Here is a 19,637-nt window from a genome sequence, read left to right as displayed (position 1 = left end):
TCAAAAATGTTTCGTCTCGATAATAAAGTTGCTATCATCACGGGTGGTGCCAGTGGCATTGGTTTAGCTATTTCCAGACTTTTTGCCCAGCAAGGAGCCGTAGTTCATATCTTGGAATTAAATGTTGACCAAGCCGAGCGTGAAGCTGATTTAATTAATGCTAACGGAGGAGAGGCATACTTTCATAAAGTAGATGTTTCGAAGCAAAAAGAGGTTAAGAAGATAGTTGAAAAAATAGCTAAAGAAAATGCCATTGATATTTTAGTAAATAATGCTGGAATTGCTCATATCGGTACGGTAGAATCGACAAGCGAAGAGGATTTAGACCGAGTTTTTAATGTAAACGTAAAAGGAACTTACAACTGTTTACACTCAGTTATTCCATATATGAAAGAGCGAGGAGGCGTAATCTTAAATGTTGCTTCAATTGCCGCGACAGTTGGGATTCCTGATAGATTTGCCTACTCGATGTCGAAAGGAGCAGTTTATACCATGACCTTGCAAGTAGCCAAAGATTATTTGAAGTATAATATTCGTTGTAATAGCATTTCTCCAGCACGTGTTCATACACCTTTCGTTGATGGATTTTTGAAAAAAACGTATCCAGGAAAAGAGAAAGAAATGTATGATAAACTTTCAAAGACCCAACCAATCGGGCGTATGGCAAAGCCTGAAGAAATTGGGTCATTAGCGGTTTATCTTTGTTCTGATGAAGCTGGCTTCATTACTGGCTGTGATTATTTAATTGATGGCGGATTTGTGAAGTTGAATAACTAATTTTTGGGGCAAACATCCTGTTCGCTGTGTATGAGGTTCAGATTTCGAATTCAATACAAATCGGCATTAGAGTGACAGATTGCAAATCTGTCCTACATGAATGGCTGTTAATAACTTGTTAAAGAATAGTGATTTTTCATGATTTTTTATTAAAATCGACTAATTTGCTGTTCAAAACATCAATAAAATATGAAAAAAACATTTTTGCTTGGCTATTTCTTACTACTCATTAGTACTGCTTTTTCACAAGGTATTACTTTTGAATCAACTATTGAGGCAGCATTTCAAAAAGCAAAGGCCTCTGGAAAGATGGTTTTTGTAGAGTGCTATTCGCCGCACTGCCCCATTTGTATGGGCTTAGAACCAACCCTCAAAAATGCAGAAGTAGGTAAGTTTTACAACCAAAACTTTGTGAACTATAAGCTCAATGTAGAAGATGCCAAACAAGTAGCTTTTTTGAATAAAAAGAAAATTTTCCTACCAGGTTTTCCTCTGTTTTTCTTTTTTGATAGTAACCAAAATTTACTACATAGTACAGACCCTATCAATACACCAAAAGATTTAATAAAACAGGCTCAGACAGCTCTCGACCCTAATCAGCAGGTAGCTGGTTTTTGGAAAAAGTATCAAGCAGGTGATAGAGATATTAATATGATGGTAAGTTTGGCTTATTTTCTTCGTATCAAGCAAGATACCATTCGAAATAAGCAAGTTGCCAATGATTTATACTCAGTTTATCCTAAAAATCAGTTAGGTGATAAAACTAGTTGGGCAATCATGAAAAAATGTATTATGGACTTATACAATGGTTTTTCTCAATTTTGGCTAAATAATATTGCCATTGGAGCCAAATACGAAGCCGACGAAGGTCATCCTGGGCAAGAAGGAAACGCTCTCGGAAGATTACTTCAGTTAGAAATTTTTTCACCACAGGCAAATACTTATTCGTTAGCAAAAGTAAAGCAACTCAAACAATATATGAACCTCTTAGGTGTAGGGCAATACGCAACTGCCAATACATGGCAGATTGAGTGTCCAGCATTACTCCGTGAACAAGGAAAAGATGTTGCATTTAATTTTTTGAAAGGATTAATAAAAGCTCAAACACAACCACAACTTTTAGTTTATTACGTTACATTTTACAACAATACTTTTCCTGATGGACAATTCGCTCCTGAAGTCCGAAGTTGGCTATCGTCTGCTCGCCCACAGTTAAAATCAGAGCAAGAGATAGCGAATCTTAATTATGAATCAGCACGTTTATACAAAAAATCAGGTGACTTAGCCAATGCGAAAAAAGACCTTGCCGCTGCTCAAACCAGCATAATAGCCGCAAAAGCTAAAGTAACCGACCCTAATTTGAAAAACGTGGTTGTATCGATTGAAAACAATATCAATAAATTAGCTGGAGAACTCAAATAAATCTTTCCATAAAAGTTTATTGAACTTTATATCTTTTTAAACTATCAATTATTAGGCGTTATGCCTCTCTTAATTGAACATTGAATATAAATAATGACTCTTTTTAACGTATATCCGCTTTATGATATCGAGCCAGTAAAGGCTCAAGGTTCTTATCTTTGGGATAAGAATGGACAACAATATCTCGACCTTTATGGTGGTCATGCCGTGATTTCGGTAGGGCATACTCACCCATATTATGTACGAAAAGTTACGCAGCAGCTAAAAAATATAGGATTTTACTCAAATTCGGTAAAAATACCTTCGCAAGAAGAATTAGCCGATAAATTAGGTAAAATTTCAGGCTTGAAAGATTACTATTTATTTTTAGTGAACTCTGGTGCTGAAGCTAATGAAAATGCTTTAAAATTGGCTTCTTTCCACAATGGAAGAAAAAAAGTAATTGCTTTTTCAAAAGGATTTCACGGACGTACTTCGGCAGCGGTAGCTGTAACTGATAATCCATCAATTCAAGCACCGATTAACTTTGCTGACTACGTACAGATTTTGCCATATAACGATGTAGAAGCAGTTAAAAAAGCAGTTGATAATGAAACTTGTGCGGTAATTGTAGAAGGTATTCAAGGTGTAGGCGGAATCAATGTTGCGACGGATGAATTTATGAAAGCCATTCGTAAAGCTTGTGACAAAACAGGAGCAATCTTCATTCATGATTCTGTGCAATGTGGATATGGCCGTTCGGGTAAATTCTTTACTTTCCAACACAGTGGCGTAAAACCTGATATTATCTCAACCGCCAAAGGTATGGGTAATGGTTTTCCGATTGGTGGAGTTTTGATTTCTCCTAAATTCCAAGCGAAACACGGAATGTTGGGTACAACTTTTGGCGGAAATCACTTGGCTTGTACGGCCGCAAACGCTGTATTGGATATTATTAAGAAAGAAAAGTTGATTCAAAATGCAGCCAATGTTGGGGATTATTTCTTCGAAAATCTTAAAGGAATACCAGGAATAAAAGAATTGCGTGGACAAGGCTTAATGATAGGAATTGAATTTGAAAAACCAGTTGGCCCAATCAGAAATTCTTTGTTATTCGACCATAAAATCTTTACAGGTGTAGCGGGGAATCATACGATGCGTCTATTGCCAAGCTTGGCCGTAACAACTCAAGAAGCAGATATTTTCTTAGATGCTTTGAAAAAGGTTTTGGCAAGTGCATAATTATAAAAGTCTGGGCTTCGACTCCGCTCAGCCACCGATTTTTATAATTATATGTAAAAATGGAGAGTGAAGAAGGTGTTTTTCTCTTCATTCTCCATTTTAAATTTTTTCATTATACATTATGCCCTTCTACCGCCAGTAAATAAAGCGTCATACTTTGGGCTTCGTTTGCAATCCAAGCGTCATATTCTTCAATAGCTTGTAAGCGTAACTCTTCCGAACAATAACCATCGCTTACTACTTGTTTACCACGTGTTTCGGCTACGATACTCCAAATTCTTGCAGTTGCCTTAAAGTCAGCATCGTTTCTATTGTTGATTTCGTGCTGTGGAATTATTTGTATATTCGATAAACCGATTGCTTTATAAATTCCCGATAAGTTATCTGCAATTTCATTATCAAAACCAGCCTCTTTTCTCCACCGAAGGAATGCTTCATAAAAACCTAACATAGACTGCGGAGGGCTCGGATTCCAAACAATTTTCGTGTGGTTATAATCATTGATTGAAATTTTGCCCCCACTTTTCAACAAATTCAACATCTTTTCCACAACCGAAGTAGGTTCACTTACCCATTGTAGAGTTCTAGCGGCAATAACTAAATCAAATTTTTCGGCCGAAACATAATCGTGAATATTGGCAACTTCAAAACTTAAATTCTCTATAGATGAATAATTTATTTTAGCTAATTCTATTAAATGTTCACTATAATCAATGCCTATTACTCTTCCATTTTTGCCTACTTTCTGAGCAATATCTGCTGTGATTGCTCCTGAACCACACCCAACATCGAGTACCATCATACCATCGTGAAGTAGTTCGAGTAGGCTCGAATAACTATTCTCGATGTTGCGACGGTCGAGCACTTTATTGGCTCCTTGGGGCATATCTGCCCGAGATTGCAGTGTTTGATTCATGAATTTTGTATGATATGAAATGGAGGGTTAAATTACCAATAAAAATTTAGAATTTGGGAAGACATTGAACCTTAATATAAGACGAGTTTGATGATAAACGTTTTTTTGAATAACTTGCCGTCAATTAGAGTAATACACTTCTGAACAGCCTAAAATATAGTGTTTTAGTGCATAATCAACAAACATCAACACAAAGCCACTTAATAAACAGCAATTAAAATGGTATTAAGCGAAGTTCTTTACAAAGTCTCTCTTCAGGCAGTTTCTGGGAAGACAGATATAGAAATAAAAGACATTATATTCGATTCCCGTCAAGTAAAAAAGGGAAGTTTATTCGTTGCTATCGGCGGAACGCAGGTAGATGGACATAACTTTATTGAGAAAGCGATTGAACTCGGTGCTTCGGCAATTTTATGCGAGCGAATGCCCGAAAATTTGAATGAAAATATCACCTACGTACAAGTCGAAAATTCGGCACGAGCAATGGGTTTTGCAGCGGCCAATTTTTATGGAAATCCTTCACAAAAACTAAAGCTAGTAGGGGTAACAGGTACAAACGGTAAAACTTCTACAGTTACGCTACTTTTCCGTTTATTCCGTAAATTAGGTTATCGTTGTGGTTTGCTTTCAACAGTTCAAAACCAAATAGACGATGATATTATTCCTTCAACTCATACAACGCCAGATTCTGTAAAAATCAACGAACTTTTGGCCGATATGCTTCAGAAAGGAGTAACCTACTGTTTCATGGAGGTAAGTTCGCATTCGGTTGTGCAGGAGCGTATTGCGGGTTTGTATTTTGCTGGTGGAATTTTTACAAATATAACCCATGACCACCTCGATTTTCATGGGACATTCGATAATTACCTAAAAGCTAAGAAAGGTTTTTTTGACCAACTTCCTGCTTCTGCTTTTGCCTTGGTTAATACCGATGACAAAAACGGAAAAATAATGCTCCAAAATACGGTAGCTCGTAAAGAAACTTATTCTTTGAAAAACATCGGTACTTTCAAAGGAAAGGTATTGGCATGTAGCCTTTTTGGCCTTCAAATGGAAATTGATAATAAAGAAGTTTGGTTTAAACTGATAGGTTCATTCAATGCTTACAATTTGTTGGGTGTTTATGGAGCGGCTGTTTTATTGGGCGAAAACTCAGAAGAGGTTTTGATGCAATTATCTGATATTCAGCCACCTGCTGGGCGTTTTGAACAAGTTGTTTCAAAAAATAACATCGTCGGAATCGTTGATTATGCTCATACACCAGATGCTCTGAAAAACGTGTTAGAAACCATCGTTGATTTGCGAGAAGGCAATCAGCAGATAATTACGGTTGTGGGTTGTGGAGGAAATAGGGATGCCGCTAAACGCCCGATTATGGCCGAAATTGCTTGTAAATTGAGTGATAAGGTTATTCTCACGTCAGATAATCCAAGAAATGAAGACCCAATGGATATTTTAGGCCAAATGCAAAAAGGTGTACCTCCGCTTCATTTCAAAAAAACACAGACTATCGAAGACCGCCACGAAGCAATTTTAATCGCAGTAAAAATGGCAAAACCCGAAGATATTATTTTGGTAGCAGGCAAAGGCCACGAAACCTATCAAGAAATCAAAGGTGTTAAACATCATTTCGATGATAAAGAAGTATTGAAAGAGGCTTTTGGCGAATAAAATGTAGGACAGATTTGTAATCTGTCATTTAATATTCTACCCATTGTTTTTTTTGACACACCTCAAAGGTGTGCCAAAAATCTAATAAAATTTAGAAAGAATATTTTTCATCAATAAATCAACAAAATTTAATGGAAACAGAAAATAAAAGAATACCACTCAATGATTTGCACGAAAAACTTGGCGGAAAAATGGTGCCTTTCGGTGGATTTATGATGCCAGTTCGTTATTCGTCAGATAATGAAGAACACAATTGCGTGCGTAATGGAGTAGGTGTTTTCGATGTATCGCACATGGGAGAGTTTGTGGTTCGTGGTGAACGTGCAACGGAGTTTCTTCAATACATTGTTTCAAATGATGTATCTGCACTTTTCGATGGCAAAGTTCAATATGCTTATTTCCCAAACAATGAGGGTGGGGTAGTAGATGATTTATTGGTTTATCGTTGGAATGAAAACGAATATTATTTAGTAGTAAATGCCTCAAACATCGAAAAAGACTGGAATTGGGTAAATCAAAACAATTCTTTTGGTGTAGAACTCGAAAATATTTCTGATAATCTTTGTTTGTTTGCCGTGCAAGGGCCAAAAGCTTTAGCCACGATTCAGAAACTTACCGATATTGATTTATCATCAATGGATTATTATACATTCAAGGCTGGTTCAGTTGCTGGTATTGATGACGTAATCGTGTCGGCAACGGGCTACACAGGTGCAGGTGGATTTGAGATTTATGTTTGGAATAAAGATGCAGAAAAAATGTGGAATGCCATTTTTGAAGCAGGAGCAGAGTTTGATATTAAACCAATTGGCTTAGGAGCGAGAGATACACTTCGTTTGGAAATGGGTTATTGTTTGTATGGCCACGAACTAAACGATACTGATTCTCCATTAGAAGCTGGTTTAGGATGGGTAACTAAGTTTACGAAAAACTTCATTAACTCAGAAAACCTAAAAGCACAAAAAGAGGCTGGTTTGAAGCGAAAATTGGTTGGTATTGAAATGATTGACCGTGGTATTCCTCGTAGTCATTACGAAATTTGTGATGCAGAGGGGAATAAGTTAGGTGAGGTTACTTCAGGAACGCAATCGCCGACTTTGCAGAAAGGAATAGCAATGGGGCATGTACCTACTGCTTTTTCTAAAATTGGAACGGAAGTTTATATCAAAGTAAGAGATAAACTGCTAAAAGGTGTAGTTACGAAATTGCCTTTTGTGAAAGCGGGAGTGTAATAGAATAACCTCTACACATTTATTGGCCCTTCTTTGATTTTAGGAAGGGCTTTTTTTACGAGTATGATTTTAGAAATTAAAGTCGCATTCCGTGATGCTAAAAGCATCTGATGTGACAGCTGTAATTTTCGAACAAAATTAGTTTGTGTCGTTTTGTAATCTTGAATCCGCAACAGTTTTGTATATTTAGTGGTTTGAAATTTTATCAAATATCTTTTCACATCGATAAACTCTATCTCTATTTATTATGCAAAACAAAATTTTATTTTGGGCATTTCTTATTGTAAGCAGTCAACTTTTTGCTCAGAATCTTCCGCCTGCTCTCAATCAAATCAAAGAATTAGATTTAAAAAATGATTTAGAAGCATTGGCTGGTGTTAATTTTAAAGGTCGTTCGGCTGGCACACTCGACGAACTAAAAGCTGCCATGTGGTTGGGAGAAAAATACCGAGCCATTGGCCTAAAACCAGCGGGTGATGATGGTACGTATTTTCAGTTTTTTACACTGTGGCGAAACCAAATTTCTGAACAAACAAGTATCGAGCTGAATAACAAAAAACTGACACTTTGGCAAGATATTTCTATTGCTCAAATGGCTAATACTGCTTTGAATGGAACAATTACCTATTTGGGTAACGTCACCGATTTAGATACTAATTCCCTGGATGTAAAAGGAAAAATTGTTGCTCTTGAAGCTAACGCCAAAGGTATTAACCTCAATGTTTCGTTACCTACTTGGCGTTATAGTCGATATATTTATACAAAATACGGTGCAGCTTTGGTCAGAAGAGGAGTAGCTGCCATCATATTTATTGCTGACAATACCGCCGAAAACGCATGGAAAGATGCGAATGAAAATTTTAAAAGAGGTAATTATGATATTGATGGTGGGGCAAACGCCAACCTAACCACAACAGTGCCAGTTTTATGGTTGCACAAAGGCTCTAAGAAAGATTTAGAAGGAAACTTAGCAACTCTGAAAGCCAATATTGTGGTGTCGAAATATGCTTATCCTTCGGTAAATATTATTGGTAAAATTGACGGAACAGATCCTAAGTTGAAATCGGAATATTTGCTTTATAGCGGCCACACAGATGCTCATGGCATTCGGAATGAAATCAAAGGCGATTCGATATGCTACGGTGCCGATGACAATGGTAGCGTAAATGTAGCCATGCTCAGCAATGCAAAAGCATTTGTAAAAAATCCAGCGAAACGTTCTGTATTATTTGTGATTCATGGAGCAGAAGAAAGAGGTCTCCTCGGTTCAAGATATTATTCTGCCCATCCGACCGTGCCTATTGGCAAGATTGTAGCTGTTTTAAATGGAGATATGATTGGAAGAAATCATATTGATAGTGCAACTGTTCTTGGGTCAATACCGCCACATAGAAACTCGGAAGAATTAATTAACATGACTTTAGAGGCTAATAAAGAAGGCCCGAATTTTAAGTTAGATTATTCTTGGGACGACGTAAAGCATATTGAAGGCTGGTATTTCAGAAGCGATCACCTACCTTATGCACGTTTGGGTATTCCTGCACTTATGTACACTACCCTTTTGCACCCCGATTATCATACCCCACAGGATAATGTAGAGAATATTAATTTCCCTAAGCTAAAGAAAATGGCCGACTGGATGTACCGAACTGGTTGGAAAGTAGCCAATGCACCAAAAAGACCAGCCACTGATAAGAATTTTAAATTAGAAAGATAGATAATTTACTTTAAGAGCAAAGCAAATTAGAAATCGTGAATGAAAGAATACCTTTCATTCACGATTTCTATTATTAAAAATTAACTCACCGTTCCGCCATTCCACACTTTTTTATTAGGTTGGAGGAGTGCCAAACTACCATCACGATCTTCGGCCATCAGAATCATACCATTAGATTCTATGCCCATCATTTTACGAGGAGCCAAGTTCGCAATAAATGTAACTTGCTTGCCAATCATTTCTTCGGGCGAATAATGCTTCGCAATACCACTTAAAATGATGCGTTTCTCGAAGCCATCATCAATTAAGAACTTCAAAAGCTTATCACTCTTTGGTAATTTTTCTGCTTCTAAGATTGTACCGATTCGAATATCTAATTTAGCAAAGTCATCAAACTGTATATTCTCTTTCAATGCAGGAACCTTCATGTTTTCTAACTCATTCAAACGTTTCGATTCTTGCAATTTCTTTACTTGCTTTTCAATTACATCATCTTCAATTTTCTCAAATAGTAAACTTGCTTCTCCGATTTGAGTGCCAGTTGCCAATAAATCAGCACCACCAGCCTCACTCCAAGTAACACTGCTTACGCCTAATTGCGTACGAAGTTTCTCTGAGGTAAATGGTAAAAATGGCTCTGATAAAATGGCTAAATTAGCAGCAATTTGCAAAGCAATATTCATAATAGTTTCAACACGAGCTGGGTCTTCTTTGATTACCTTCCACGGCTCGGTTTCTGCTAAATATTTATTGCCTAAGCGTGCTAAATCCATCATGTTCGCCAATGCCTCACGAAAACGATAATTCTCAACTGAATCACCAATTTTTGATGGAAATTCTGCCAAAGTAGCTAACGTTTCTTTATCGTAATCAGTCAATTCTCCTCGTGCTGGTACTTTCCCTTCAAAGAATTTATGCGTAAGAACTACGGCACGATTCACGAAGTTTCCGTAAATGGCAACTAACTCACTATTATTTTTGGTTTGGAAGTCTTTCCAAGTAAAGTCATTATCTTTCGACTCTGGCATATTGGCCGAAAGGGCATAACGCAATACATCTTGTTTATTAGGGAATTCTTCCAAATATTCGTGTAACCAAACCGCCCAGTTTCTTGAAGTCGAAATTTTATCGCCTTCTAAGTTCATAAACTCCTGTGCAGGCACATTATCTGGCAAAATATAGCTTCCTTCGGCCATCAACATCGCAGGGAAGATAATACAGTGGAATACAATATTATCTTTTCCTATGAAGTGAACTAACTTAGTATCTTCGTTTTTCCAATAATCTTCCCAATTTTTGCCATTTTGTGCGGCCCATTCTTGCGTAAAAGTAATATAGCCAATCGGGGCGTCGAACCAAACGTATAAAACCTTTCCATCGGTATCTGGAAGTGGCACACTGATTCCCCAATCTAAATCACGAGTCATTGCACGAGGTCTGAGGCCATCTTTTAACCATGACTGGCACTGACCAAACACGTTGGTTTTCCATTCTTTGTGGCTATTTACATATTTCTCGATTTCGGGCTGCATACGGTCTAGTGGCAAATACCAGTTCTTGGTACTTTTCATCACTGGTTTTGAACCTGAGAGTGTCGAACGAGGATTTTTCAATTCCGTTGGCGAGAGCGTCGAACCACATTTTTCGCATTGGTCGCCGTAAGCATTAGGGTTCGCACACGTCGGACATTCTCCTACGATGTATCTATCGGCCAGAAACTGTTGAGCTACTTCATCGAAATATTGTTCACTTACTTCCTCATCAAAATAGCCCTTATTATACATCGTAGTAAAGATTTCTTGCGAAACCTTGTGGTGCGACTGGTTGGAAGTACGAGAATAAATATCGAACGAAATACCAAAATCAGTGAAAGATTTTTTGATTTGTTCGTAGTAAAAATCAACTACTTGTTGCGGTGTTTTGCCTTCTTTGCGTGCTTTTACTGTGATTGGCACACCGTGTTCGTCAGTACCGCTGATAAACGCCACATCAGCCCCTTTTGAGCGGAGGTAACGCACATAAATATCGGCAGGAATGTAGCAGCCCGCTAAATGCCCAATGTGGATTGGCCCATTGGCATAAATCAAAGCGGCCGTAACAGTATATTTTTGCTGAGTTTCGGTCATATCTTCTTTAGTATTCAAAAATTATTGTGCAAAGTTACGGTATTGCTACATAGAAACGAAAAACCCCTCAAAAGTTTTTGTTTTTGAGGGGAAGCATTCTAAGATAATCAATATTGTTTTTCAAAAACTCACATTCTTATAAATCCGCTTCATCGAAATTTCTACTCCGAGCGATTGCAGAGGTAATTTTCCTTCAATATTCGTTACGATGGTTTCGTGCCAAAGACCAGGGCGTTCTCTATACCAAACTTCGGCGTAACATATATCTTGGCGTATCATAACATATTCTTTAAATGATTCAAGAGTTTTGTATTTATCAAATTTGCCTGTACGGTCATATTTTTGTGTGCTTTTCGATAATACTTCTACTACCAAAATGGGGTTAATTAAAAGTAAATCGTCATTATCCCAAAAAAGTGGTTTTTCGCAAACGGCCAAAGCATCGGCATAGACACCTTCATCAAGACTTGGGAAATAAACTTTTTGGTCAGAACCTAATATTTGATAGTTCTTGTCTGAATTTTCTGTTTGGTAAGATAAATCAATAGCAATATTCATTGCTATCAAGTTGTGGTTGTATCTTGCGTTTGGCATTTTGATTATTTCGCCGTTTATAAATTCGTGTTTGTGGATTGAGTTTGCTTCTTTTCGTAAATATTCTTCAAGCGTATATTTACGAGTAGGTTTGTTCAAAATCAACTTTGGATTTACTTCTTTAGTCATTTTCTGAATATTTATACACAAATTTAAACAGTTTTTTGAGTTTTGAACGCTTCATAAGCAAGTTTTCAAGGCAATGTTAAACAAAAAAATCCCCTTCGATTTAAACCGAAGGGGATTGTGTTTTTTAGAAAACGTATTTCGTAGAAAGGAAGTGCGAGCTATGCTCTTCGACAATCTCATTGAAAATTTTCTTATTGGCATCGGTATCTTTGGTGGCTACCACAGTACGAATCGAAAATGCTCGGAGTGCATCTTCTACCGAAAGTGTGCCTTCGGCCGAATCCTTTCTTCCCGTAAATGGGAAAGTATCGGGTCCACGTTGGCACTGAGCGTTGATATTTACACGGCTAACTTGATTCACGAGCGGGTCAATCAAATGAGCAATTTGGTCAGGATTTGAACCAAAAATACTCACTTGTTGTCCGTGCGATGAATCAATGATGAATTGAATAGGCTCTTCCACATCATCGAATGGCACGATTGGTACGATTGGACCGAATTGTTCTTCGCTGTAAACTTTCATTTTGCTATTCACAGGATATAATACTGCTGGATACACAAATGAATTAACGGTTGTTCCACCGCCTTGATTGATTACTTCTGCTCCATTGGCTTTTGCATCAGCAATACACTCAGCTAAATAAGCTGGCTTATTAGGCTCTGGTAATGGCGTGAGATTTACGCCCGTTTCCCAGGGCATGCCAAATTTTAGTTTTTCTAACTCTTCTGTAAAACGATTCAAGAATTTCTTCGCAATTGAGCGATGAACCCAAATGATTTTGATGGCCGTACAACGCTGTCCATTAAATGAAAGTGAACCTAAAATACATTCTTTTACAGCCAATTCTACATCCGCATTTTTCAATATGATGCCCGCATTTTTGGCGTCAAGACCTAAAACGGCTCTCAAACGATTGAGTTTTGGGTGCATTTTTTTCAAATCATTGGCTACTTTGCTCGAACCAATGAGCGTAAGTACATTGATTTTACCTGTTTGCATCAATGGTGGAACTACATTTGCTCCACGACCATAGATGGTATTTACAACACCTTTAGGGAAACATTCTTTAAATGCCTCAAGCATTGGGTAATGCAAAAGCGTTCCGTGTTTTGGTGGCTTGAAGAGAATGGTATTTCCCATTAAAATCGCTGGAATAAGCGTCGTGTAGGTTTCGTTGAGAGGATAATTAAAAGGCCCCATACAAAGGACTACGCCAAATGGCGAGCGACGAATTTGACCAATAATACCTTGCTCAATTTTGAAACGAGAAGAATTACGGTCGATATCTTTCAAACAATCAATCGTATCGTAAATATATTCTACCGTTCGGTCGAATTCTTTGATAGAATCGGCCAATGACTTGCCAATTTCATACATCAACAAATTCACGATTTCGGTTTTTTTCTCTAACATTTTCTTGATAAAATGCTCCATGCACGCAATACGCTCGCTCACACTCATGGTTGGCCATTCGCCACGACCATTATCGTAGGCTTTTAGGGCTGCCTCGAGTGCTTCCATTGCTTCTTTTTCGGAGGTAATTGGATAACTACCTATGTGTACGCTTTCAAATTTATCGCCGTTTTTTACAAAAATCGGAGAATAAACATCTTGTGTGGCACCCGCCCATTGACGCATTTCACCGCCTACCAAATACTCTTTTTGGTGGAGTGGCTGAATCTGAAATTGTTCAGGAATTTGACTAACTTCTGGAAAGATAGCCGTGATTTTTTCTTGTAGGATTTCCATGCTTTTACTTTAGAATCAAACGGTTTTGTTGTAAAACACAAACGAAATTACATCCCTCAATAGCAAAACCAAACAGAATTTGGATTTTTTGAAATATTGGACGAAAAACTACAATTTAATGTCAAACAAGTGCCAAAAAACAAAAATCTATTTGGTCAGTTAGATTTTTATTCTGATTTTTGAAATACTAAAAACTTTCACCTAAAATTCTAAACAGTTGCTTTATTATATCTTACGCCCCTACGTTACGTTTCTGCTAAAGTTTTTTATCAAACGAATTAAAATTACAGGTATTGAAAATATTCCCAAAACTGGGGCAGTGATGTTGGCTAGTACACACGCCAATTCGTTTTTTGATGCCGTATTGTTGTGTTGTACACTCGACCGCCGCGTTTGGTCGCTGGCACGTGGCGATGTTTTCAAGAAAAACTTGGCAAAAAAAGCCCTTTCAAGTCTTTTTATGATGCCAGTGCATCGCCTTTCGGAAGGGAAAGAGCATTTAGGAAATAATGATGATACTTTCAAGAAATGTATTGAGCTTTTTAAACAAGGCGAAATAGTATTGATTTTTTCAGAAGGACTTTGCACGAATCAAACTAAGCTTTTACCACTAAAAAAAGGCACAGGACGTTTGGCTCAGCAAGCATGGCTTGATGGCTTAGACCTGAAAGTTATACCAGTTGCCATTACTTATAATAACTTTAAATCGTTCGGGAAAATAATAAATCTAAGTTTTGGCGAAGCTATTCCGAAGGCTGAATTACCAAATCCGACTGAAGATGGTGTGTTTTTGCGTAGATTCAACGAAATTTTAAGCGAAAAACTCAATCAGAGTTTAAACTGGAATTTTCCGAAATTATCACCTTTGCAAACGCCATTTTTTACGTTGGGTTATATTTTACATTTCCCTGCAATTGGATTGGCCACGTTTATATCAAAAAAACTCACCAAAGGAACGGTCTTTTTCGATTCTATCACGATTGGCTTAATGATTGTACTGATTCCTTTATATTGGTTGATTGTATTTTTTGTGGTGCGAACATTCGGTTTGTTATAATGAGGTTGTTTAGTATTATAAAAAGATTCCCAAAATAGGTTGAATTTTGTGGTGCGAATCATCAAAAAGACCTACAGTGGAAATCTTGAGTAAAAATACGATTGAACAATATATATTACCAAATTTAAGTATTGGTTTACGTGGAAAAGAGTGTGAAATAGAACAGTTGACAGCTATTGTTTCAGCAATTTTATATCGTTTGAAAACAGGTTGTCAATGGCGTCAACTGCCAGTAAAGCAATTTTTTAATAATAAGGTTTTAACATGGCAAGGAGTCTATTATCACTTTAATGAATGGGTCAAGGACGGCTCTTGGACAAAAGTTTGGATAAATATTTTAGCATCAAACTATTCATATTTAGACTTATCTTGTATCCAACTTGATGGTAGTCATACACTTGCCAAACGTGGAGGTGAAGCTGTTGGGTATCAAGGTCGAAAAGCATCAAAAACAACTAATTTGCTCTTTTTAGCTGATAATCAGGGACAAATGTTGGCATGTGCCAGCCCACAAGAAGGAAAACACAACGACCTTTATAATATTCAGGAACTCTTTGAAGAACTGTGTCAAATGCTCATAAAAGCAGGAATTAATCTCAGAGGCCTTTTTCTAAATGCTGATGCTGGATTCGATAGCAAAGAATTTCGTCAAATTTGTAAAAATAAAGAAATTGAAGCCAATATTGATGTTAATTCTCGAAATAACAAAATAGAAAATCAATCTACTGAATATCAGCATTTTGATGAAGAGTTATACAAACGACGAGTACTCATTGAGCACGCTAATGCTTGGATGGATAGTTTCAAAGCATTACTTGTCAGGTTTGAAACGAAAGCAATTAACTGGGTGGCTTTAAATTTATTGGCATTCTCAGTTCGTTTTTTACGAAAAATTAAATATAAAAGTTAATCCTAAACAAGTTCAATGTAAGATTCAACACCGAACAAGATTTTGCTGTTGCTCGGTTCGCCCCACATTGCTTATAACTTTTGCTGAAATATAAAAATTAAACACATGGCTAAAACACCAACTGCTGTGATTGACGACGTGTTTGTCAAGCACCTAAAAAATGTTTTGTTTATTGATATCGAAACGGTTTCGCAAGTGCCTGATTTTGAAATGCTCAATGAACGTTTACAGAAATTATGGCTCAAAAAAGCCGTGTTTCTCAATAATGAAGAAAACCTTTCTGACGCTGACTTTTACTTAAAAAAGGCTGGAATTTATTCCGAATTTGGCAAAATCTTATGCATTGGCGTAGGAGGTATAGTTTTTGATGATGAAAATAAGCCTTCACTTCGAGTAAAAATGATTGGCGGCGATGATGAAGTTGATGTATTATTATCATTCAAGAAAATTCTCGAAAAACATAAAGCAGGCAATAATCTGATGCTTTGTGCACACAATGGCCGAGAGTTTGATTTTGCGTATATTTGTCGAAGAATGTTGGTTAATGGCATTATACTGCCGAGAGTTTTGCAGATATCGGGTAAAAAGCCTTGGGAAATTAACCATTTAGATACACTTGACCTTTGGAAGTTTGGTGATTATAAGCACTTTACGGGACTCGATTTATTGGCCGCCATTTTTAATATTCCGAGTAGTAAGAACGAAATTAGTGGCGACCAAGTAAACCACGTTTATCACGTAGAAAAAGATAGGGCAAAAATCGAACGATATTGTGCCGCCGATGTTGTAGTTTTAACGCAACTATATATGAAAATGAATAATTGTGCGTTAATAGAAGAAGAAAATATTGAAGTAATTTTGTAGTTTCATCAAGGTCGGCAAGGTTCGAACCTCGCCAATCTTATAATTAATTTATATTCTAAAAATGAAAAAAATACTTGTTTTATTATTTATTGCCTCATCTTTTGCGGTTTCAGCTCAAATTATCAAACCAGCAAAGTGGACATTCACTCCATCAAAAACATCGGCAAAAGTGGGAGAAACAATTGATTTAGTTTTCACCGCTAAAATCGACGATAATTGGTATATGTATTCTTCTCAACTCAAAGTAGAGGGTCCATTACCAACTTCGGTAAACTTTACTAAAACAGAAGGTTATCAGGTAGTTGGGAAATTAATGCCTGTAAAACCCAAAGAAAAATATGATGATATTTGGGGAGGAAAAGTGCAGTATTTTGAGCACGAAGCCAAATTTATTCAAAAAGTGAAAATTACGAAGGCAAATCCAATCATCGAAGGAAAAATCGAGTGCCAAACTTGTACAACTAAAGATGGTAAGTGCGTGCCAAACAAAGATAAATTCAAGTTTGATATTAAGACAATTTGATATTGGTTACCAGTGTATTAGTTACTGGTAAACTGGTTATTGGTTAATAAATAACGAAGCTTGATACAAAAAAAATCCTCGCCGAAACGAGGATTTTTTTTATCCAATCGAACCATTCCCACTAATAAAAATTTTTTCCCATTAATCATTAACCAATCTTACTTAGTTCTAAAGAATACCGTAATTGGAAGGCCTTCAAAACCAAAGTTTTCACGAAGTTTATTTTGTAAGAAACGAGCGTATGAGTCTTGCACATACTGCGGCAGATTACAGAAGAAGATAAACGTTGGTGAGGGTGTAGGTACTTGCACACAATATTTAATCTTAATTTGCTTACCTTTCAGCATCGGAGGGGGCGTGTTTTCGATAATCGGCAACATAGTTTCGTTAAGCTTCGAAGTAGTGATTTTCTTGGTTTTATTTTCATAAACCTCCATCACCTTTTCGATTACTTGGAAAATACGTTGTTTTTCTAAAACCGAAGCAAAAACTACAGGCATATAATTCATCGGAGCTAATCTTTCAAGAATCTCCTTCTTCATTTTATCGGCAGTTTTAGAGTCTTTCTCCACCAAATCCCACTTATTAATCATCAATACAATACCTTTTTTTGCATTGTGTGCGTGAGCGATAATACTCACATCTTGAGATTCTAAGCCTTGTGAAGCATCTAACAATACCACACAAATATCAGAATTTTCTAAGGCTTTGATTGAACGAAGCGTTGAGTAAAACTCAATGTTATCGTGTACCTTCGCCTTTTTACGGATTCCTGCCGTATCGGTTAAAATAAAGTCTTTACCGTAAAGTCTGTAATGGGTATCAATAGCATCACGAGTAGTACCTGCGATATTAGTTACGATACTTCTATCTTTTCCAGTGAGAGCATTCAAAAATGAAGATTTTCCTACGTTAGGGCGACCTAAAATGGCAATTCTTGGAATACCCTCATTTGGGTTTTCTTCGCCACTATCCGGAAATTTCGCAACGATTGCATCAAGCAACTCTCCAGTACCACTTCCATCAGCACCCGAAATAGGAAAAACCTCATCACCTAAACCTAATTCATAAAATTCGGCAGCAGTCTGATGGCGTTCAAACGTTTCGGCTTTATTAGCTGCTACAAAAACAGGTTTTTTCGAACGACGAAGAATGTTTGCAAATTCTTTGTCTAAATCGGTCAAACCAGTCATGGTGTCAACTACAAAAAGTACAACTGAAGATTCATCAATCGCAATCTCAACTTGCTCACGGATAGCTCCTTCAAATGTATCTTCTGAGCCAACTACGTAGCCACCAGTATCAATAACAGTGAAGTATTTTTCAGTCCAAACAGCGTGTCCATAGTGGCGGTCACGCGTTACGCCCGGCATATTATCGGTGATAGCCACACGGCTCTCAATCAGGCGGTTAAAAAGAGTAGATTTGCCGACATTCGGTCGACCCACAATTGCAACAATGTTTGCCATATCATTAATCAAAATTATCGCTTTCTTTCAAAAGCGGTAAATCCAGTGATTCTTTCGATGCTTAATTTACCAAAGAATTAGTGTATGTAGGCTAACGCTTTAATAAAAATCTTTCAATAAAAAGTCTCGAAAGAACTGTGAAAAAATAATTAAAAACCATTCAGGAAGAGTAGGAAACCCCAAAAGTGCCCAAAGGGTTTACTTTCACGAGTCAAACCTGACACTCTCCTAAAAGGGGTGCAAAGATACGAATAAAAAACTCAGAAACCTATTGATTATCAGTAAGTTGATTTGACTCTAAAGTATCTGAGTTTCTGTTATTGGAAGAAATCAATTAAAAAGTCCAGCAATATCTTGCCAAGAAATCAGTCCAATGGCTAAAATAGCCAATAAAAGTCCGATTTTATTCAGCGTAGTTAGCTTTTCCTTGAAGAAAATAAACGCCACCAAAGCCGAAACCAAAATAACCCCAATATTATAAAGCGGATACACAAAAGCTCCACTATTGCCGTAGGCCGTAAGAGCCAAAATCAAGAAATAAAACGAAAGAAAATTAGGTACACCAAGCGTGATACTGGCCAAAACATTTCTCATTTCAATTTTTTCTTGTCCACGAATCACTCGAATGGCCAAAACTACTAATCCTGCAATAATTGCCCCTAAAACCATTACCAAAGTTACAGGAACAGTTCTATCGGCCGATTTGATAAAGTTGATATTCAAGTAGTTAATAGAAGTATTCGTAACACCATACATCAAAAAAACGGCCACTGGCAAAAGAAAATCGAAGCCTTTGCCCGAAACTTTTTCATCGCTTTTTTTGAATGTACTGAGTGCAACAGCTCCCAACGCCAAAGCCAAACCAAGATAATTGAGCTCATCAAAGGCACGCCCTTGCGTTTTGAAAATAAGCAAACTACAAAGTACAGGAATCACCAACGAAATATTATTGGCCAAAGAAGTGGCCGTCATGCCCATTCGTTGAGTGGAATAGCCTGATAATAAGAATGTTATGATAAAACCAACGCCCAGTATCAAAGCGTAGAATGTCCAGTTTTCGGCAAAATTTAATTCAAAACTTTGCTCCTTGGGCATTAAAGCCAGCCCTGTCAGAAAGCAAATTGGGTAATTAAACGCAATTGCCTGAAAAGTGCTAATGTTATATTTTGGATACAAACGGAAGTTTGTAAGTAGCAAAACTGAAAATATGATACTTAATATTAAATAAAACATGATTTCTTGATAGTTATGTATTTTTA

The 19,637-nt window shown here is 37.1% G+C and carries 16 protein-coding genes; 10 read left to right on the top strand and 6 right to left on the bottom strand.

Translation table 11 applies throughout. From position 1 onward, the window contains the following. The first annotated feature begins 6 nt into the window (after positions 1–6). The 3 genes from EMTOL_RS07210 to EMTOL_RS07200 all read left to right on the top strand — a co-directional run bounded on the left by EMTOL_RS07210 (position 7) and on the right by EMTOL_RS07200 (position 3,420). Entirely contained in the window at positions 7–777 is a 771-nt protein-coding gene (locus EMTOL_RS07210) for an SDR family NAD(P)-dependent oxidoreductase (protein ID WP_015028614.1), read from the top strand. Positions 778–966: 189 nt separating this feature from the next. Beyond that, a complete protein-coding gene (locus tag EMTOL_RS07205; protein ID WP_015028613.1) occupies positions 967–2,199 on the top strand; it encodes a TlpA family protein disulfide reductase in 1,233 nt (410 codons plus the stop codon). A gap of 90 nt (positions 2,200–2,289) precedes the next feature. Beyond that, positions 2,290–3,420: an aspartate aminotransferase family protein gene (locus tag EMTOL_RS07200; RefSeq protein WP_085938386.1), complete on the top strand. Its 1,131-nt coding sequence runs from the start codon at positions 2,290–2,292 to the stop codon at positions 3,418–3,420. 112 nt (positions 3,421–3,532) lie between these two features. Here EMTOL_RS07200 and EMTOL_RS07195 read toward each other — a convergent pair whose 3' ends face one another. Continuing rightward, positions 3,533–4,336 (bottom strand): methyltransferase domain-containing protein, encoded by an 804-nt coding sequence (locus tag EMTOL_RS07195; RefSeq protein WP_015028611.1) that lies wholly within the window; start codon positions 4,334–4,336, stop codon positions 3,533–3,535. Positions 4,337–4,555: 219 nt separating this feature from the next. Between EMTOL_RS07195 and EMTOL_RS07190 the strand changes: the two genes are divergently transcribed. The 3 genes from EMTOL_RS07190 (at position 4,556) to EMTOL_RS07175 (ending at position 8,956) form a co-directional block, all read left to right on the top strand. Beyond that, a complete protein-coding gene (locus tag EMTOL_RS07190; RefSeq protein ID WP_015028610.1) occupies positions 4,556–6,007 on the top strand; it encodes a UDP-N-acetylmuramoyl-L-alanyl-D-glutamate--2,6-diaminopimelate ligase in 1,452 nt (483 codons plus the stop codon). A gap of 131 nt (positions 6,008–6,138) precedes the next feature. Beyond that, positions 6,139–7,239, top strand: coding sequence for a glycine cleavage system aminomethyltransferase GcvT (gene gcvT / locus EMTOL_RS07185; RefSeq protein ID WP_015028609.1), 1,101 nt, complete (start codon positions 6,139–6,141; stop codon positions 7,237–7,239). Positions 7,240–7,486: 247 nt separating this feature from the next. Next, positions 7,487–8,956, top strand: coding sequence for a M28 family metallopeptidase (locus tag EMTOL_RS07175; RefSeq protein ID WP_015028608.1), 1,470 nt, complete (start codon positions 7,487–7,489; stop codon positions 8,954–8,956). Positions 8,957–9,036: 80 nt separating this feature from the next. Here the strand turns inward: EMTOL_RS07175 and metG are convergent, their stop codons facing one another. The 3 genes from metG to EMTOL_RS07160 form a co-directional block, all read right to left on the bottom strand. Continuing rightward, positions 9,037–11,082 (bottom strand): methionine--tRNA ligase, encoded by a 2,046-nt coding sequence (gene metG, locus EMTOL_RS07170; protein ID WP_015028607.1) that lies wholly within the window; start codon positions 11,080–11,082, stop codon positions 9,037–9,039. A gap of 120 nt (positions 11,083–11,202) precedes the next feature. Continuing rightward, on the bottom strand, positions 11,203–11,805 hold the full coding sequence (locus tag EMTOL_RS07165) for a Uma2 family endonuclease (protein WP_015028606.1): 603 nt from the start codon (positions 11,803–11,805) through the stop codon (positions 11,203–11,205). A 124-nt stretch (positions 11,806–11,929) separates the two neighbouring features. Then, on the bottom strand, positions 11,930–13,555 hold the full coding sequence (locus EMTOL_RS07160) for an NADP-dependent glyceraldehyde-3-phosphate dehydrogenase (RefSeq protein WP_015028605.1): 1,626 nt from the start codon (positions 13,553–13,555) through the stop codon (positions 11,930–11,932). A 217-nt stretch (positions 13,556–13,772) separates the two neighbouring features. Here EMTOL_RS07160 and EMTOL_RS07155 point away from each other — a divergent pair, with 217 nt between their 5' ends. From EMTOL_RS07155 to EMTOL_RS07140, 4 genes are all read left to right on the top strand, one after another. Then, positions 13,773–14,612, top strand: coding sequence for a 1-acyl-sn-glycerol-3-phosphate acyltransferase (locus EMTOL_RS07155; protein ID WP_015028604.1), 840 nt, complete (start codon positions 13,773–13,775; stop codon positions 14,610–14,612). Between the two features lie 76 nt (positions 14,613–14,688). Further along, entirely contained in the window at positions 14,689–15,522 is an 834-nt protein-coding gene (locus EMTOL_RS07150; RefSeq protein ID WP_015027236.1) for an IS5 family transposase, read from the top strand. A gap of 105 nt (positions 15,523–15,627) precedes the next feature. Next, entirely contained in the window at positions 15,628–16,386 is a 759-nt protein-coding gene (locus tag EMTOL_RS07145; RefSeq protein WP_015028603.1) for a ribonuclease H-like domain-containing protein, read from the top strand. Between the two features lie 61 nt (positions 16,387–16,447). Further along, positions 16,448–16,909, top strand: a complete 462-nt coding sequence (locus EMTOL_RS07140; protein WP_015028602.1) for a protein-disulfide reductase DsbD domain-containing protein — start codon at positions 16,448–16,450, stop codon at positions 16,907–16,909. A gap of 158 nt (positions 16,910–17,067) precedes the next feature. Here EMTOL_RS07140 and der read toward each other — a convergent pair whose 3' ends face one another. Next, positions 17,068–18,378: a ribosome biogenesis GTPase Der gene (gene der, locus EMTOL_RS07135; RefSeq protein ID WP_015028600.1), complete on the bottom strand. Its 1,311-nt coding sequence runs from the start codon at positions 18,376–18,378 to the stop codon at positions 17,068–17,070. 330 nt (positions 18,379–18,708) lie between these two features. Then, entirely contained in the window at positions 18,709–19,611 is a 903-nt protein-coding gene (locus tag EMTOL_RS07130; RefSeq protein WP_015028599.1) for an EamA family transporter, read from the bottom strand. Positions 19,612–19,637: the final 26 nt, after the last annotated feature.

Origin of the sequence: Emticicia oligotrophica DSM 17448 (genome assembly GCF_000263195.1) — a bacterium.
Classification (GTDB): Bacteria; Bacteroidota; Bacteroidia; order Cytophagales; family Spirosomataceae; genus Emticicia; species Emticicia oligotrophica.
This window is presented reverse-complemented; position numbering and strand designations above follow the sequence as displayed.

Bases quoted from the DNA above. Each gene is read 5' to 3' on its own strand.
- EMTOL_RS07210 (WP_015028614.1), top strand. From the start codon at position 7: ATGTTTCGTCTCGATAATAAAGTTGCTATCATCACGGGTGGTGCCAGT.
- EMTOL_RS07205 (WP_015028613.1), top strand. From the start codon at position 967: ATGAAAAAAACATTTTTGCTTGGCTATTTCTTACTACTCATTAGTACT.
- EMTOL_RS07195 (WP_015028611.1), bottom strand. From the start codon at position 4,336: ATGAATCAAACACTGCAATCTCGGGCAGATATGCCCCAAGGAGCCAAT.
- EMTOL_RS07190 (WP_015028610.1), top strand. From the start codon at position 4,556: ATGGTATTAAGCGAAGTTCTTTACAAAGTCTCTCTTCAGGCAGTTTCT.
- gcvT (WP_015028609.1), top strand. From the start codon at position 6,139: ATGGAAACAGAAAATAAAAGAATACCACTCAATGATTTGCACGAAAAA.
- EMTOL_RS07175 (WP_015028608.1), top strand. From the start codon at position 7,487: ATGCAAAACAAAATTTTATTTTGGGCATTTCTTATTGTAAGCAGTCAA.
- metG (WP_015028607.1), bottom strand. From the start codon at position 11,082: ATGACCGAAACTCAGCAAAAATATACTGTTACGGCCGCTTTGATTTAT.
- EMTOL_RS07165 (WP_015028606.1), bottom strand. From the start codon at position 11,805: ATGACTAAAGAAGTAAATCCAAAGTTGATTTTGAACAAACCTACTCGT.
- EMTOL_RS07160 (WP_015028605.1), bottom strand. From the start codon at position 13,555: ATGGAAATCCTACAAGAAAAAATCACGGCTATCTTTCCAGAAGTTAGT.
- EMTOL_RS07145 (WP_015028603.1), top strand. From the start codon at position 15,628: ATGGCTAAAACACCAACTGCTGTGATTGACGACGTGTTTGTCAAGCAC.
- EMTOL_RS07140 (WP_015028602.1), top strand. From the start codon at position 16,448: ATGAAAAAAATACTTGTTTTATTATTTATTGCCTCATCTTTTGCGGTT.
- der (WP_015028600.1), bottom strand. From the start codon at position 18,378: ATGGCAAACATTGTTGCAATTGTGGGTCGACCGAATGTCGGCAAATCT.
- EMTOL_RS07130 (WP_015028599.1), bottom strand. From the start codon at position 19,611: ATGTTTTATTTAATATTAAGTATCATATTTTCAGTTTTGCTACTTACA.